Origin of the sequence: Kitasatospora sp. NPDC018619 (genome assembly GCF_044391605.1) — a bacterium.
GTDB lineage: Bacteria > Actinomycetota > Actinomycetes > Streptomycetales > Streptomycetaceae > Kitasatospora.
On record NZ_JBISAI010000003.1, the window covers coordinates 426,302 to 440,216 of the forward strand.

General features: G+C 73.1%; 13 protein-coding genes. 10 read left to right on the forward strand and 3 right to left on the reverse strand.

The window, feature by feature from the left end:
* Positions 1-190: 190 nt before the first annotated feature.
* Together ACH5AR_RS06960 and ACH5AR_RS06965 are read left to right on the forward strand one after the other, a co-directional pair.
* Entirely contained in the window at positions 191-1,060 is an 870-nt protein-coding gene (locus ACH5AR_RS06960) for a MurR/RpiR family transcriptional regulator (protein WP_396300313.1), read from the forward strand.
* 88 nt (positions 1,061-1,148) lie between these two features.
* Positions 1,149-1,472 carry a hypothetical protein gene (locus ACH5AR_RS06965; protein WP_396300314.1) on the forward strand — a complete coding sequence of 108 codons (324 nt, stop codon included), beginning with the start codon at positions 1,149-1,151 and terminating at the stop codon, positions 1,470-1,472.
* Between the two features lie 142 nt (positions 1,473-1,614).
* Here ACH5AR_RS06965 and ACH5AR_RS06970 read toward each other — a convergent pair whose 3' ends face one another.
* Positions 1,615-1,773 (reverse strand): hypothetical protein, encoded by a 159-nt coding sequence (locus ACH5AR_RS06970; protein WP_396300315.1) that lies wholly within the window; start codon positions 1,771-1,773, stop codon positions 1,615-1,617.
* Positions 1,774-1,862: 89 nt separating this feature from the next.
* Here ACH5AR_RS06970 and hutU point away from each other — a divergent pair, with 89 nt between their 5' ends.
* Genes hutU through hutI form a run of 4 tightly spaced genes read left to right on the forward strand, consistent with a single transcriptional unit; the run spans position 1,863 to position 7,282 of the window.
* Complete coding sequence (gene hutU / locus ACH5AR_RS06975; protein ID WP_396300316.1) at positions 1,863-3,530, forward strand: urocanate hydratase; 1,668 nt, start codon at positions 1,863-1,865, stop codon at positions 3,528-3,530.
* A 20-nt stretch (positions 3,531-3,550) separates the two neighbouring features.
* Positions 3,551-4,732: an allantoate amidohydrolase gene (locus tag ACH5AR_RS06980; RefSeq protein WP_396300372.1), complete on the forward strand. Its 1,182-nt coding sequence runs from the start codon at positions 3,551-3,553 to the stop codon at positions 4,730-4,732.
* Complete coding sequence (locus ACH5AR_RS06985) at positions 4,723-6,081, forward strand: formimidoylglutamate deiminase (protein ID WP_396300317.1); 1,359 nt, start codon at positions 4,723-4,725, stop codon at positions 6,079-6,081. Before ACH5AR_RS06980 ends, ACH5AR_RS06985 begins: the two co-directional genes overlap by 10 nt.
* A gap of 34 nt (positions 6,082-6,115) precedes the next feature.
* Positions 6,116-7,282, forward strand: coding sequence for an imidazolonepropionase (gene hutI / locus ACH5AR_RS06990; protein WP_396300318.1), 1,167 nt, complete (start codon positions 6,116-6,118; stop codon positions 7,280-7,282).
* Positions 7,283-7,400: 118 nt separating this feature from the next.
* Here the strand turns inward: hutI and ACH5AR_RS06995 are convergent, their stop codons facing one another.
* On the reverse strand, positions 7,401-8,924 hold the full coding sequence (locus ACH5AR_RS06995; RefSeq protein ID WP_396300319.1) for a peptide MFS transporter: 1,524 nt from the start codon (positions 8,922-8,924) through the stop codon (positions 7,401-7,403).
* Positions 8,925-9,253: 329 nt separating this feature from the next.
* On the opposite strand from ACH5AR_RS06995, the gene ACH5AR_RS07000 reads away from it, so the two are divergent.
* Together ACH5AR_RS07000 and ACH5AR_RS07005 are read left to right on the forward strand one after the other, a co-directional pair.
* Positions 9,254-9,928: a response regulator transcription factor gene (locus ACH5AR_RS07000; RefSeq protein WP_030058577.1), complete on the forward strand. Its 675-nt coding sequence runs from the start codon at positions 9,254-9,256 to the stop codon at positions 9,926-9,928.
* 59 nt (positions 9,929-9,987) lie between these two features.
* Positions 9,988-11,232, forward strand: coding sequence for an ATP-binding protein (locus tag ACH5AR_RS07005; RefSeq protein WP_396300320.1), 1,245 nt, complete (start codon positions 9,988-9,990; stop codon positions 11,230-11,232).
* A gap of 130 nt (positions 11,233-11,362) precedes the next feature.
* Here the strand turns inward: ACH5AR_RS07005 and ACH5AR_RS07010 are convergent, their stop codons facing one another.
* The gene (locus ACH5AR_RS07010) at positions 11,363-11,881 is read right to left on the reverse strand and encodes a GtrA family protein (RefSeq protein ID WP_396300321.1); all 519 of its coding nucleotides are present in this window, start codon (positions 11,879-11,881) and stop codon (positions 11,363-11,365) included.
* A 301-nt stretch (positions 11,882-12,182) separates the two neighbouring features.
* On the opposite strand from ACH5AR_RS07010, the gene ACH5AR_RS07015 reads away from it, so the two are divergent.
* The gene (locus ACH5AR_RS07015) at positions 12,183-13,322 is read left to right on the forward strand and encodes a 5-(carboxyamino)imidazole ribonucleotide synthase (protein ID WP_396300322.1); all 1,140 of its coding nucleotides are present in this window, start codon (positions 12,183-12,185) and stop codon (positions 13,320-13,322) included.
* On the forward strand, positions 13,319-13,894 hold the full coding sequence (gene purE, locus ACH5AR_RS07020) for a 5-(carboxyamino)imidazole ribonucleotide mutase (RefSeq protein ID WP_396300323.1): 576 nt from the start codon (positions 13,319-13,321) through the stop codon (positions 13,892-13,894). The genes ACH5AR_RS07015 and purE overlap by 4 nt, the downstream gene beginning before the upstream one ends.
* Positions 13,895-13,915: the final 21 nt, after the last annotated feature.

Sequence of the window (13,915 nt, forward strand, 5' to 3'; positions counted from 1 at the left end):
GAATCCGGGTGGGCTCAGGGGGAAATCAGGGTCGACCCTGCCCACCCGGCCCCGCCGGGCCCGGGACCGCCGCCGCCCGGCCCGCGGGCCCGTCCCACCGGACGTCCCGCCGTACGAGACGTCTTTGCCAGCCGCGGCCCGCTGCTGCACAGTCGTCGTCCGAACCGCTCCCACCCGGAGGTACCCGCTGATGACCGCCACCGACGAGGCCGGCAGCGTCGGCCCCTCCGCCCGGTTGCTCCAGCTGTTCGAAGGGCACCGGCTGACGCCGACCCAGCGCCGGATCGCCCACTCGCTGGTGCGGCACGCCACCGAGGCGCCGTTCCTGTCCAGCGTGGAGGTCGCCGAACTCGCGGGCGTCAGCCAGCCGTCCGTCACCCGCTTCGCGGTCGCGCTCGGGTACGACGGCTACCCCGCGCTGCGCAAGCAGCTGCGGGAACTCGGCGGCGGCGAGCAGGCCGCGCCGGAGTCCCCGGACGACGCGGTGCGCAACGAGTACCAGCAGGCCGTGCTGGCCGAGATCGCGCACCTGCGCCACCTCGCCGAGCTCCTCGCCGACCCGGAGCCGATCGCCCGGGCGGCCCGGCTGCTCGCCGCCTCCCGCCCGCTGCCGGTGCTCGGGCTGCGGGCCGCCTCGGCGCAGGCGCGCGGCTTCGCCTACTTCGCGGCCAAGGTGCACCCGGACATCCGGCTGCTGGACGAGGGCGGCAGCATGCTCGCCGACCGGCTGGAGCAGGCCCGGGCGGCCGGGGCCAGCGCGCTGCTCTGCTTCGCCCTGCCGCGCTACCCGCGGGAGCTGATGGACGCGCTGACGGTGGCCCGCGAGTGCGGGCTGACGGTGCTCACGGTGGCCGACAGCGCCTTCGCGCCGGTCGCCAAGCTGTCCGACCTGATGCTGCCGGCCGCCGTCGGCACCGGGCTGGTCTTCGACACCGCGTGCGCGCCGATGATGCTCGGCCGGGTGCTGTTGCAGTCCATGTGCGACGAACTCCCGGGCGCGGAGGCCCGGTTGGAGGCGATCGAGCAGTCCGCGGCGGCGCGCGGGCTGTTCCTGGAGTGACCGCGCCCGGAGCGGGCGGGTTCGCGGCGGCGGCGGGGGAGTAGCCGCCGCGAAGCCGGGCATCCCCTCCTACAGGGGGTGCCGCCCAATGCGCGTGATCCACGAGATGAAGTTCGTCGCCCGCCTCTCCTCCGGCGCCGACGAATGGTCCTGCCCCACCTGCGGCCGCCGCGTCACCCTGCGGCGCCTGCCCGAGCCCGAACTGACCGTCCTCGACCCGGGCGACGAGACGGCCGTCCACGTCGGCGTCATCGAGCCCGACGCCCGCGCCGCCGCGGCCGCCGAGAAGTACGGCCTCGGCCCCGTCCAGAACATCCCCCGTCCGCCGTCCCCGCCCGCCCCGGACGCCGACGACCGCCGCTGGCTCGCCGAGATCGGCATCGACTGGGACGGCGGTGACGCGGCTGCGTGAGGGCGGGCAGCCGCTGGGGGCAGAACCGTGGCGCCCGACGGCCGGCCCCCTCTGGTGGCTTCGACAGGTACGCCCCGGGTCCGCCTCTGCTTCGCATGCCGCCCGGGGCACGGCCTTTTCTGCGGACGCCTTCCCGTGACGCTCAGCGCCGGATGCTCCGAAGAGGGCGGCTGCTGCCGTCGGACAGGGTGAAGAAGGACCAGCCGTTCCGAGAACCCGAGACCCCCGGGTCGTGGTGGCCGATGATCGCCCTGACGGCAGAGCCGGGGGTCTTGTACGACTTCCCCTCCAGCGGGCTCACTTCGCCAGACCTCTGGTCGGAAGCCGACTGTTTAGTTATATTCAATCGAACCGAGCTTGAATGAATCCATCCGCAGAGAGGCCGGGACTATGGTGCAGCAGGCGAGCGGGCCGCGTGAGGTGCGCGCGGCGCGCGGGACGGGGCTGACGGCGCAGGGGTGGCAGCAGGAGGCGGCCCTGCGGATGCTGATGAACAACCTCGACCCCGAGGTCGCGGAGCACCCGTCGAAGCTGGTGGTGTACGGCGGGACGGGCAAGGCGGCGCGGGACTGGCGCTCCTTCGACGCCATGGTGCGCACCCTGGAGGGGCTGAAGCAGGACGAGACCATGCTGGTCCAGTCCGGCCGCCCGGTCGGTGTGATGCAGACCCACGAGTGGGCGCCGCGGGTGCTGATCGCCAACTCCAACCTGGTCGGCGACTGGGCCAACTGGGAGGAGTTCCGCCGGCTGGAGAGCCTCGGGCTCACCATGTACGGGCAGATGACCGCCGGCTCCTGGATCTACATCGGCACCCAGGGCATCCTCCAGGGCACCTACGAGACCTTCGCCGCCGTTGCCAACAAGCGCTTCGGCGGCACCCTGGAGGGCACCATCACCCTCACCGCCGGCCTCGGCGGCATGGGCGGCGCCCAGCCGCTGGCCGTCACCATGAACGGCGGCGTGGCGATCTGCGTCGACTGCGACCCGTCCCGGATCGCCCGCCGGATCGAGCACCGCTACCTGGACGTCGAGGCGAAGGACCTCTCCCACGCGCTGGAGCTCGCCACCGCCGCCCGCGACCAGCGCCGGCCGCTCTCCATCGGCCTGCTGGGCAACGCCGCCGAGGTCTTCCCGCAGCTGCTCGCGATGGACGCGCCGATCGACGTCGTCACCGACCAGACCAGCGCCCACGACCCGCTCAGCTACCTGCCGGTCGGCGTCGACTTCGACGACATGGCCGCCTACGCGGCCGAGAAGCCCGCCGAGTTCACCACCCGCTCGCGCGAGTCGATGGCCCGGCACGTCGAGGCGATGGTCGGCTTCCTGGACCGCGGCGCCGAGGTCTTCGACTACGGCAACTCGATCCGCGGCGAGGCCCAGCTCGCCGGCTACGACCGCGCGTTCGCCTTCCCGGGCTTCGTCCCCGCCTACATCCGTCCGCTGTTCTGCGAGGGCAAGGGCCCGTTCCGCTGGGCGGCACTGTCCGGGGACCCGCAGGACATCCACCGGACGGACCGGGCCGTCCTCGACCTCTTCCCGGAGAACGAGTCGCTGCACCGCTGGATCAGGATGGCCCAGGAGAAGGTGCACTTCCAGGGCCTGCCCGCGCGCATCTGCTGGCTCGGATACGGCGAGCGCGACAAGGCCGGCGAGCGCTTCAACGACATGGTCGCCTCCGGCGAGCTGTCCGCCCCGATCGTGATCGGCCGCGACCACCTGGACTGCGGCTCCGTCGCCTCGCCGTACCGGGAGACCGAGGCGATGCTGGACGGCTCCGACGCGATCGCCGACTGGCCGCTGCTCAACGCCATGGTCAACGTCGCCTCCGGCGCCTCCTGGGTCTCCATCCACCACGGCGGCGGCGTCGGCATCGGCCGCTCGATCCACGCCGGGCAGGTCACCGTCGCCGACGGCACCGCGCTGGCCGGGGAGAAGATCCGCCGGGTGCTCACCAACGACCCGGGCATGGGCGTCATCCGGCACGTGGACGCCGGGTACGACCGGGCCGCCGAGGTCGCCGCCGAGCGCGGCGTGCGCGTCCCGATGGGCGAGCTGTGACGGTCTCTTCGTTCGAGGAGATGTGGGCGGAGCTGCTCCCCGTGGGCCGCTCCGCCTCCTCCGGCGGCTACCGCCGCTTCGCCTGGAACTCCGCCGACGCCGAGTGCCGCGCCTGGTTCGAGCAGCAGGCCCGCGGCCGCGGCCTGGCCTACGAGCTGGACCGCAACGGCAACCAGTGGGCCTGGCTGGGGGACCCGAACGGGCAGGGGGCGGTCGTCACCGGCTCGCACCTGGACTCCGTCCCGGACGGCGGCGCCTTCGACGGCCCGCTCGGCGTGGTCTCCTCCTTCGCCGCACTGGACGAACTGCGGGCCCGCGGCGCCGAGTTCGACAAGCCCCTGGCGATCGTCAACTTCGGCGACGAGGAGGGCGCCCGGTTCGGCGTGGCCTGCATCGGCTCCCGGCTGGCCGCCGGCGTGCTCGGCCGCGAGCAGGCCTACGAGCTGCGCGACGCGGACGGCGTCCGGCTGCCCGACGCGATGGAGAAGGCCGGCTACGACCCGACCGCGATCGGCGCGGACGACGAGCGGCTGGCCCGGATCGGCGCCTTCGTCGAGCTCCACGTCGAGCAGGGCCGGTACCTCGCCGAGGGGCAGCCGGTCGGCGTCGCCGGTGCGATCTGGCCGCACGGCCGCTGGCGGTTCGACTTCCACGGCGAGGCCAACCACGCCGGTACCACCCGGATCGAGGACCGCCGCGACCCGATGCTGACCTACGCCAACACCGTGCTGGCGGCCCGCAAGAAGGCGAAGCAGGCGGGCGCCCTGGCGACCTTCGGCAAGGTCGCCGTCGAGCCCAACGGCACCAACGCGATCGCCTCGCTGGTGCGCGGCTGGCTGGACTCCCGGGCGGCCGACGAGGCCACCCTCACCGCGCTGGTCGCCGCGATCGGGCAGGCCGCCGCCGAGCGCGGCGGGCGCGACGGCGTCCGGGTCGAGCTGACCCGCGAGTCCTACACCCCGGTGGTGGAGTTCGACGGGCCGCTGCGCGACCGGCTGGCCCGGCTGCTGGACGCCCCGGTGCTGCCCACCGGCGCGGGACACGACGCCGGCATCCTGGCCTGCGCCGTCCCGACCGCCATGCTGTTCGTGCGCAACCCCACCGGCGTCTCGCACTCCCCGGCCGAACACGCCGAGCGGGCCGACTGCCTGGCCGGGGTCGCCGCCCTCGCCGACGTACTGGAGGACCTGGCGTGCCAGTGACCGCGACGACCTACTGGGCGCAGTACGCCTGGCTGCCGCACGACAACGGGCCGGTGGTCGAGCGGGACGTGCTGATCACCACCGGCCCCGGCGGGACGGTCGCCGCCGTCGCCCCGGACAGCGGCCCCTGCCCGCCGGACGCCGTCCGGCTCGACGGGCTGCTGCTGCCCGGCCAGGCGAACGCCCACTCGCACGCCTTCCACCGGGCGCTGCGCGGGCACGTCCAGGTCGGCTCCGGCACCTTCTGGACCTGGCGCGACACCATGTACCGGTTCGCCGGCGCGCTGGACCCGGACCGCTACCTGGAGCTCGCCACCGCCGTCTACGCCGAGATGGCACTGGCCGGCATCACCGCCGTCGGGGAGTTCCACTACCTGCACCACGCGCCCGGCGGCGCCCGGTACGACGACCCCAACGCGATGGGCGAGGCGCTGATCGAGGCCGCGGCCCGGGCCGGCATCCGGATCACCCTGCTGGACACCTGCTACCTCTCGGCCGGCTTCGGCACCGAGCCGACCAGGCCGCAGCAGCGGTTCAGCGACGGCGACGCCGAGGCCTGGGCCGTGCGGGCGGACGCGCTCGAGCCGCGCGAGCACGCCCGGATCGGTGCCGCGGTGCACTCGGTGCGGGCCGTCCCGGCCGAGCAGCTGGGCACCGTGGCGCACTGGGCGGCGGTGCGCGGGGCGCCGTTGCACGTCCACCTGTCCGAGCAGACCGCCGAGAACGACGCCTGCCTGGCCGCCCACGGCGTCACCCCGACCCGGCTGCTCGCCGACCACGGGGTGCTCGGCCCGCGCACCTCGGCCGTGCACGCCACCCACCTGACCGACGAGGACGTCCGGCTGCTCACCGACTCCTCCACCACGGTCTGCATGTGCCCCACCACCGAGCGGGACCTCGCGGACGGCATCGGCCCGGCCCGTCGGCTCGCTTCCGGGGGCTCCCCGATCACCCTGGGCAGCGACAGCCACGCGGTGATCGACCCCTTCGAGGAGGCTCGGGCGCTGGAGCTGGACGAGCGGCTGCGCACCCGCACCCGCGGCCACTGGACGGCGAACGCCCTGCTGCGGGCGGGCACCGAGGACGGGCACGCCTCGCTCGGCTGGCCGGAGGCCGGGCGGATCGAGGCCGGGGCGCTCGCCGACTTCACGGTGGTCGCGCTGGACACCGTCCGCACGGCGGGCCCGCCGCCGCGGCTCGGCGCCGAGATCGCCGTCTTCGCGGCCTCGGCGGCGGACGTGCGGCACCTGGTGGTCGGCGGTCGGCACGTCGTCCGGGACGGCGTGCACCGGCTGGTGTCCGACGTGCCGGGCGCGCTGCGCTCCGCGATCGCCGCGCTGGGCACCTGATCCCCCGTCCAACCCCCCTTCGGAAGGCCTTGTCTTGAGCACCTTGATCACGGGCATCGGCAGCCTGGTCACCAACGACCCCGGGCAGGGCGCCGGGCCGCTCGGCCTGCTGGCCGACGCGGCCGTGGTGGTCGACGGCGCCACCGTCGCCTGGGTCGGCCCGGCGGCCGGCGCCCCGGCGGCGGACGAGCGCTTCGACGCCGGGGGCCGGGCGGTGCTGCCCGGCTTCGTCGACTCGCACGCCCACCTGGTGTTCGCGGGCGACCGCACCGCCGAGTTCAACGCCCGGATGTCCGGGCAGTCGTACTCGGCGGGCGGCATCCGCACCACGGTGGCGGCCACCCGGGCGGCGAGCGACGCCGAACTGGACGCCAACCTGGCCCGGTTCGTCCGCGAGGCGCTGCGCCAGGGCACCACCACGATCGAGTGCAAGTCCGGCTACGGGCTGACGGTCGAGGACGAGGCGCGCGCCCTGCGGATCGCCGCCGCGCACACCCCGGAGACCACCTACCTGGGCGCCCACGTGGTGGCCCCCGAGTACGCCGAGGACCCGGCCGGGTACGTCGGGCTGGTCACCGGGGAGATGCTGGACGCCTGCGCCCCGCACGCCCGCTGGGTGGACGTGTTCTGCGAGCAGGGCGCCTTCGACGGGGACCAGGCCCGGGCGGTGCTGACGGCCGGCATCGGGCGCGGCCTGACCCCCCGGGTGCACGCCAACCAGCTGTCGTACGGCCCCGGCGTGCAGCTGGCGGTGGAGCTGGGGGCCGCCTCGGCGGACCACTGCACCCACCTGACGGACGAGGACGTGGCGGCGCTGGCCGGCTCGGCGACGGTGGCCACCCTGCTGCCGGGGGCGGAGTTCTCCACCCGGGCCGCGTACCCGAGCGGGCGCCGGCTGCTGGACGCGGGCGCGGTGGTGGCGCTGTCCACCGACTGCAACCCGGGCTCCAGCTTCACGAGCTCGATGGCGTTCTGCATCGCGGTCGCGGTGCGGGAGATGGGCATGACCCCGGACGAGGCGCTCTGGGCGGCCACCGCGGGCGGCGCCCGGGCGCTGCGGCGCACGGACGTCGGCGTGGTCGCGCCCGGCGCCCGCGCGGACCTGCTGGTGCTGGACGCGCCCTCGCACGTGCACCTGGCGTACCGGCCGGGCGTGCCGCTGACGGCGGCGGTCTGGCGCTCGGGCGTCCGCGAGCTCTGAGGACCGCCCTCGCCCGCGCCCGGGGCGACCAGCGCGCAGGACGGGGGAGAAGCGACCGGGCCGCCGTGGATCCGGGGGATCCACGGCGGCCCGGAGCGGCGGCCTCAGGCCCGGCGCGTCAGTGCACGCCGCCCATCAGGGCCTGGACCTTCCTGCGGTACGTGAAGACGGCGAACCCGGCGAGCGCCGCGAGCGCGGCCTGGGTCGCGATGATCCCGGTGCCGTTCAGGCTGACGCCGGCCAGCGAGAGCAGGCTGGTGGTGCAGTCGCCGGCGGTGACGGCGAGGAACCAGACGCCCATCATCTGGGAGGCGTACTTGCGCGGCGCCATCTTGGTGGTGACCGAGAGGCCGACCGGGGAGAGGCACAGCTCGCCGACGGTCTGGATCAGGTAGATCGAGACCAGCCACAGCGGCGAGACCAGCGCGCCGCCGTCCGCCATGGTCATCGGGACGATGAAGATGAAGAACGAGGCGCCGACCAGCAGCAGGCCGATCGAGAACTTCACGATGGTGTTCGGCTCCTTGTCCCGGCGGGACAGCCAGAGCCACAGCCAGGCGAAGACCGGCGCGAGCGCCATCACGAACAGCGGGTTCAGCGACTGGTACCAGGTGGCCGAGAAGCCGAGGCCGAACAGGTTGTCGGCGGTCTTCTTGTCCGCGAACAGGGAGAGCGTCGAGCCGCCCTGGTCGTAGATCATCCAGAAGATGGCGGCCGCGGCGAAGAACCAGATGTAGGCGGACATCCTGGACTGCTCGCCGGCGCTCAGGTCCTTGTCGCGCTTGATCCGGACCAGCACGGTGACCGGGATCAGCAGGCCGGCGACGGTCAGCGGGACGAGGACCCAGTTCAGGGTGTAGAAGCCCAGGCCGACCACGGCGCCGTAGAAGGCGACGACGCCCAGCAGGACCACGCCGCCCTTGACCAGCAGGCGCCTGCGCTCCTCCGAGAGCAGCGGGTTGGGGACCTCGCTGCTCTGGGCGCTCAGGTGGCGGCTGCCCAGCAGGAACTGGGTCAGCCCGAAGGCCATGCCGATCGCGGCCAGGCCGAAGCCCAGGTGCCAGTTGTACTCCTTGCCGATCGTCCCGATGACGAACGGGGCGACGAAGGCACCGAGGTTGATGCTCATGTAGAAGACGGTGAAGCCACCGTCGCGGCGCGGGTCGTCGGGGCCGTTGTAGAGCTGGCCGACCATCGTGGAGATGTTGGCCTTCAGCAGCCCGGAGCCGAGCGCGACCAGGAGCAGGCCGACGAAGAACGCCGCCTGGCCCGGGACGGCCAGCGCGATGTGGCCGGACATGATCACGAACCCGGCGATGGCGACGGTCTTGCGGGCGCCCCAGACCCGGTCGCCGAACCAACCGCCCGGGTAGGCCATGAGGTAGACCATCGAGACGTAGACGGAGTAGATCGCCGTCGCCGTCGTCGCCTTCATGGCGAGGCCGCCGCCCTGGCTGCCGAGGGCAGCGTCGGCGCCACCGGAGACCAGGTAGTAGATGAGCAGGGCGCGCATGCCGTAGTAGGAGAAGCGCTCCCACATCTCGGTCATGAACAGGGTGGCGAGACCTCGGGGGTGACCGAGGAAGGTCTTGCCGCTGGGAGAGGCCGACGTGGTGTCGGCGTCCAGGGTCTTAGACGCCATGAGTAGGGGTTCCTTGCCTGACAGCGTCCGCCTAGGGGGGTGGCGGCGGACGTGGACGAAACCACTCTACGTGGCGACATTTGGCTCTATCAGATGACAAAAGCCTTGAATGAGGTACGGGAATGGCAAAGTCGGCAGCAGATCTGCCCGATCTATCGATGGTAGACCGGCGTGTCTTCCTTCAGTTTCAAGATCCAAACGCAGATTCTTCGCCGAACGGACGGCCCCCCGCGCCGGATTGGGGCCGATCGCGGCCCTGTATAACGATCACGCTCTGTGAACTACCTCACAGGGCGTACGGGGATACCCCGGCGGACTACCATCACCACATGACCTGTGTGCTGCTCGCCGAGGACGATCCGGCGATCTCTGAACCCCTCGCCCGGGCCCTTCGACGCGAGGGCTACGAGGTGCTCGTGCGCGAGGACGGCCCGACCGCGCTCGCCGCCGGCCTCACCGAGGAGGTCGACCTCGTCGTCCTCGACCTCGGCCTGCCCGAGATGGACGGCCTGGAGGTCTGCCGCCGCCTGCGCGCCGACGGCAAGAGCTGCCCCGTCCTGGTGCTCACCGCCCGCGCGGACGAGGTGGACACCGTGGTCGGCCTGGACGCCGGTGCCGACGACTACGTCACCAAGCCCTTCCGCCTCGCCGAACTGCTCGCCCGCGTCCGGGCCCTGCTCCGGCGCGGCAACGTCGACCAGCTCACCACCGGCGCGCACGGGGTGAAGATCGACATCGAGTCCCACCGCGCCTGGCTCGGCGACGAGGAGCTCACGCTCTCCGCCAAGGAGTTCGAGCTGCTGCGGGTCCTGGTCCGGGACGCCGGCCGGGTCGTCACCCGCGAGGAGATCATGCGCCAGGTCTGGGACACCACCTGGTGGACCTCCACCAAGACCCTCGACATGCACATCTCCTGGCTCCGCAAGAAGCTCGGCGACGATGCGGCCAACCCGCGCTACATCGCCACCGTGCGCGGCGTCGGGTTCCGGTTCGAGAAGAATTAGCCCCTGACGACGGTCGGGCCCTGGGCCCGCGGCAGTGGCACACCCCGGGGAGCGGCAGCGTGAAACGCAGGATGATCAACTCGCTGCTGGGCGTGGTCCTGGTGGTCGTCGTGGTGTTCTGCGTGCCGCTCGCGCTGGTCGAGAAGCGGACCATCGTCAACTCGGCCCAGGACCGGGTGGACGCCGCCGCCGTCCGGGTGCTCGCCCTGGTCGAGAGCCGGCTCGCCGCCGGGGAGCCGGTCACCGGGCGGGCCTTCGAGAGCCAGGTCACCGAGGGCAGCTACGTCGAGGTGCAGGTGCCCGGCCAGCCGGTGGTCTCCGCCGGCGCGCGCCCGGCCGGGAACCACCTGCTGAAGGCCGTCGAGCGCGGCAACAGCGGCGAGACCGTCACGGTCGAGCAGTCCCGCGAGGACGTCGACCACGAGATCGCCAACAACCTGCTGCTGCTCGGGGTGGTCGCCCTGCTGGCCGTCCAGGCCGCGGTGGCGCTCGCCGTCTGGCAGGCCAAGCGGCTCGCCCGGCCGCTCACCGACCTCGCCGAGACCGCCGAGCGGCTCGGCTCGGGGGATCCGCGCCCGCGCGACCGCCGCTACGGGGTGCCCGAGCTCGACCGGGTCGCCGAGGTGCTGGACACCAGCGCCGAGCGGATCGCCCGGATGCTCACCGCCGAGCGCCGGCTCGCCGCCGACGCCTCCCACCAGCTGCGCACCCCGCTCACCGCGCTCTCCATGCGGTTGGAGGAGATCACCGCCCTCGCCGAGGAACCGGAGACGGTCAAGGAGGAGGCGACCATCGCCCTCCAGCAGGTCGAGCGGCTCACCGACGTCGTCCAGCGGCTGCTCACCACCCAGCGCGACCCGCGCAGCCCCACCGCCGTCGCCTTCGACCTGGACGAGGTGATCAAGCAGCAGGTGGAGGAGTGGGGCCCGACGCTGCGGGAGCAGGGCCGGGTGCTCTCCCTGGAGGGGCTGCACGGGGTCACGGCCGTCGGCACCCCGGGGACGGTGGCCCAGGTGCTGGCCACCCTGATCGAGAACTCGCTGATGCACGGCGCCGGGACGATCACCCTGCGGGTCCGGCCCTCCGGCACCTCGGTGGTGGTCGAGGTGCAGGACCAGGGCGCCGGCGTGCCGGCGGACCTCGGCAACCGGGTGTTCGAACGCGCGGTCAGCGGGCGCAACTCCACCGGCATCGGGCTGGCCGTCGCCCGCGACCTCGCGGAGGCGGACGGCGGGCGGCTCGAACTGCTCTCGCTGAAGCCGGCGGTGTTCGCGCTCTTCCTCGGGCGCAGCCACCAGGACTGAGGCGCCCCGGTGCGGCGGGGGCCGGTGCCGCCGTCGGCGTGGCGCGGCCCGGCCGTGGACACGGCCCTGGACACGGCGAACCCCGGCGGCCTGGCCGGCCTGCCGGGGTTCGCGGGGGGAGTACGGGGCCCTACTCGGCCTTCGCCAGGCGGATCCGCTCGGTGGCCAGCATCAGCTCGGCCTGGGCGGCCAGCTCCTGGCCGGTGGCGGCCGTCGCCGCCTGCTGGGCGGGCAGGTCGACCGGCTCCGGCACGGCCTTGAACACCCAGGTGCGGTACGAGATGAAGCGGAACACCGTGGCCACCGCGAGGCCGATCACCTTGGCGCCGATCTGCTCGTAGTGCGAGCGCAGGTCGAGCACGTACACCGAGAAGCCGAGGACGCCGGTCTCGATCAGCATGCCGATGCCGCTGTAGACCAGGAAGAGCGTGATCTCGCGCTTGCGGGAGGCGGCGTCGCGGTCCCGGTACAGCCAGTACCGGTAGCCCAGGTAGTTGGTGGCGATCGCGATCACCGTCGCGACGATGTTCGACCGCACCGAGGCCAGGCCCATGCCGTTGATGCAGACCCAGAAGACGGCGAAGTTGACCACCACGCCGCTCAGGCCGACGATGCCGAACTTCACGACTTCGCCCGTGATCCCACGCATCTTCTGCGTGAGCGGGGGTTTCGAAGCTGCGGTCGTCGCCATACCGGAGTGCCTCCATGTGCCTGCGGGACGAAAGGGCCGGCCACGACGGCGCGGCGACCCCTTGAGTCCTGCGTGCACGCACATGATCGGACCGCGCAGACCAGGACCTAGCCGTCCAGGCTACCCGCTTCCATCGAACGGCTCAGCCCCCAGGGCGGCAGGTTGACATCTACGCGCGTCCGCTCCGGAAGCCCCACCGGCGCCTCCACCCACCCCCACCGGCCCGGATATCCTGGGCCGCGTGACTTCCCCGGGCAATGTGAATTTTCCAGTGGTGGGCATGATCGGTGGCGGGCAGCTGGCCCGCATGGCACACCAGGCGGGTATCCCGCTCGGGGTCAGGTTCAAACTCCTCGCCGACACGCCCCAGGACTCCGCCGCGCAGGTGGTCTCCGACGTCGTCCTCGGTGACTACCGCGACCTCGACACGCTGCGCGCCTTCGCCGCCGGCTGCGACGTGATCACCTTCGACCACGAGCACGTCCCCACCGAGCACCTGCGGGCCCTGGAGGCCGACGGCATCGCCGTCCGCCCCGGCCCGGACGCGCTCGTCAACGCCCAGGACAAGGGCGTGATGCGGGCCAGGCTGGACTCCGCCGGCGTCCCCTGCCCCCGGCACCGGATCGTCGCCGACCCGGCCGACGTCACCGCCTTCGCGAACGAGGGCGCCGGCTACCCGGTCGTCCTGAAGACCGTCCGCGGCGGCTACGACGGCAAGGGCGTCTGGGTCGTCGAGGACGAGGAGCAGGCGCGGGCCCCGTTCCTGGCCGGCGTCGCCGTGCTCGCCGAGGAGAAGGTCGACTTCGTCCGCGAGCTGGCCGCCAACGTCGTGCGCTCGCCCAGCGGCCAGGCCGTGGCCTACCCGGTCGTGGAGAGCGTCCAGGAGAACGGCGTCTGCGCCGAGGTCACCGCCCCCGCGCCGGACCTCGACCCGGCCCTGTCCGACGAGGCCCAGCAGCTCGCCCTGCGGATCGCCGGCGACCTCGGCATCGTTGGCCACCTCGCCGTCGAGCTGTTCCAGACCCGCGACGGCCGCATCCTCGTCAACGAGCTGGCCATGCGCCCGCACAACTCCGGGCACTGGACCCAGGACGGTGCCGTCACCTCGCAGTTCGAGAACCACCTGCGGGCCGTCCTCGACCTCCCGCTGGGCGACCCCCGCCCGCGCGCCGGATGGACCGTCATGGTCAACGTCCTCGGCGGCGACTACCCGGACATGTACCACCCCTTCCTGCACTGCATGGCCCGCGACCCCGGGCTGAGGATCCACATGTACGGGAAGGACGTGAAGCCCGGCCGCAAGGTCGGCCACGTCAACGTCTTCGGGGACGACCTCGAAGACGTCCGCGAGCGCGCCCGCCACGCGGCCGCCTACCTGCGAGGGACGATCACCGAATGACGAACCCCGCCCACCCGTCGCCCGGCCACCACGCCGCTCCGGGCGCTGACGTGCACCCTCTCGTGGGCATCGTGATGGGCTCGGACTCCGACTGGCCGGTCATGGAGGCCGCGGCCCAGGCGCTCGACGAGTTCGAGATCCCCTATGAGGTGGACGTCGTCTCGGCGCACCGGATGCCCCGCGAGATGGTCGCGTACGGCGAGGAGGCCCACCGGCGCGGGCTGAAGGCGATCATCGCCGGCGCCGGCGGCGCGGCCCACCTGCCGGGCATGCTCGCCTCCGTCACCCCGCTGCCGGTCATCGGCGTGCCGGTGCCGCTGCGCTACCTGGACGGCATGGACAGCCTGCTGTCGATCGTCCAGATGCCGGCCGGGGTGCCGGTGGCCACCGTCTCGGTGGCCGGGGCCCGCAACGCCGGCCTGCTCGCGGTCCGGATGCTCGCCGCCTTCGACCCCGAACTCGCCGAGCGGATGACCGAGTTCCAGGCCGAGCTGAACAACCAGGCCACCGAGAAGGGCAGGAAGCTGCGCGCGAAGGTGGCCGGTTCGTCCTCCTTCGGATTCGGCAAGTGATCCCGCCGGTGGGGGTGGGGT

What these genes read in the sequence shown, in the direction of transcription:
- ACH5AR_RS06960 (WP_396300313.1), top strand. Translation starts at nt 191, where the DNA reads ATGACCGCCACCGACGAGGCCGGCAGCGTCGGCCCCTCCGCCCGGTTG.
- ACH5AR_RS06965 (WP_396300314.1), top strand. Translation starts at nt 1,149, where the DNA reads ATGCGCGTGATCCACGAGATGAAGTTCGTCGCCCGCCTCTCCTCCGGC.
- hutU (WP_396300316.1), top strand. Translation starts at nt 1,863, where the DNA reads ATGGTGCAGCAGGCGAGCGGGCCGCGTGAGGTGCGCGCGGCGCGCGGG.
- ACH5AR_RS06980 (WP_396300372.1), top strand. Translation starts at nt 3,551, where the DNA reads ATGTGGGCGGAGCTGCTCCCCGTGGGCCGCTCCGCCTCCTCCGGCGGC.
- ACH5AR_RS06995 (WP_396300319.1), bottom strand. Translation starts at nt 8,924, where the DNA reads ATGGCGTCTAAGACCCTGGACGCCGACACCACGTCGGCCTCTCCCAGC.
- ACH5AR_RS07000 (WP_030058577.1), top strand. Translation starts at nt 9,254, where the DNA reads ATGACCTGTGTGCTGCTCGCCGAGGACGATCCGGCGATCTCTGAACCC.
- ACH5AR_RS07010 (WP_396300321.1), bottom strand. Translation starts at nt 11,881, where the DNA reads ATGCGTGGGATCACGGGCGAAGTCGTGAAGTTCGGCATCGTCGGCCTG.
- purE (WP_396300323.1), top strand. Translation starts at nt 13,319, where the DNA reads ATGACGAACCCCGCCCACCCGTCGCCCGGCCACCACGCCGCTCCGGGC.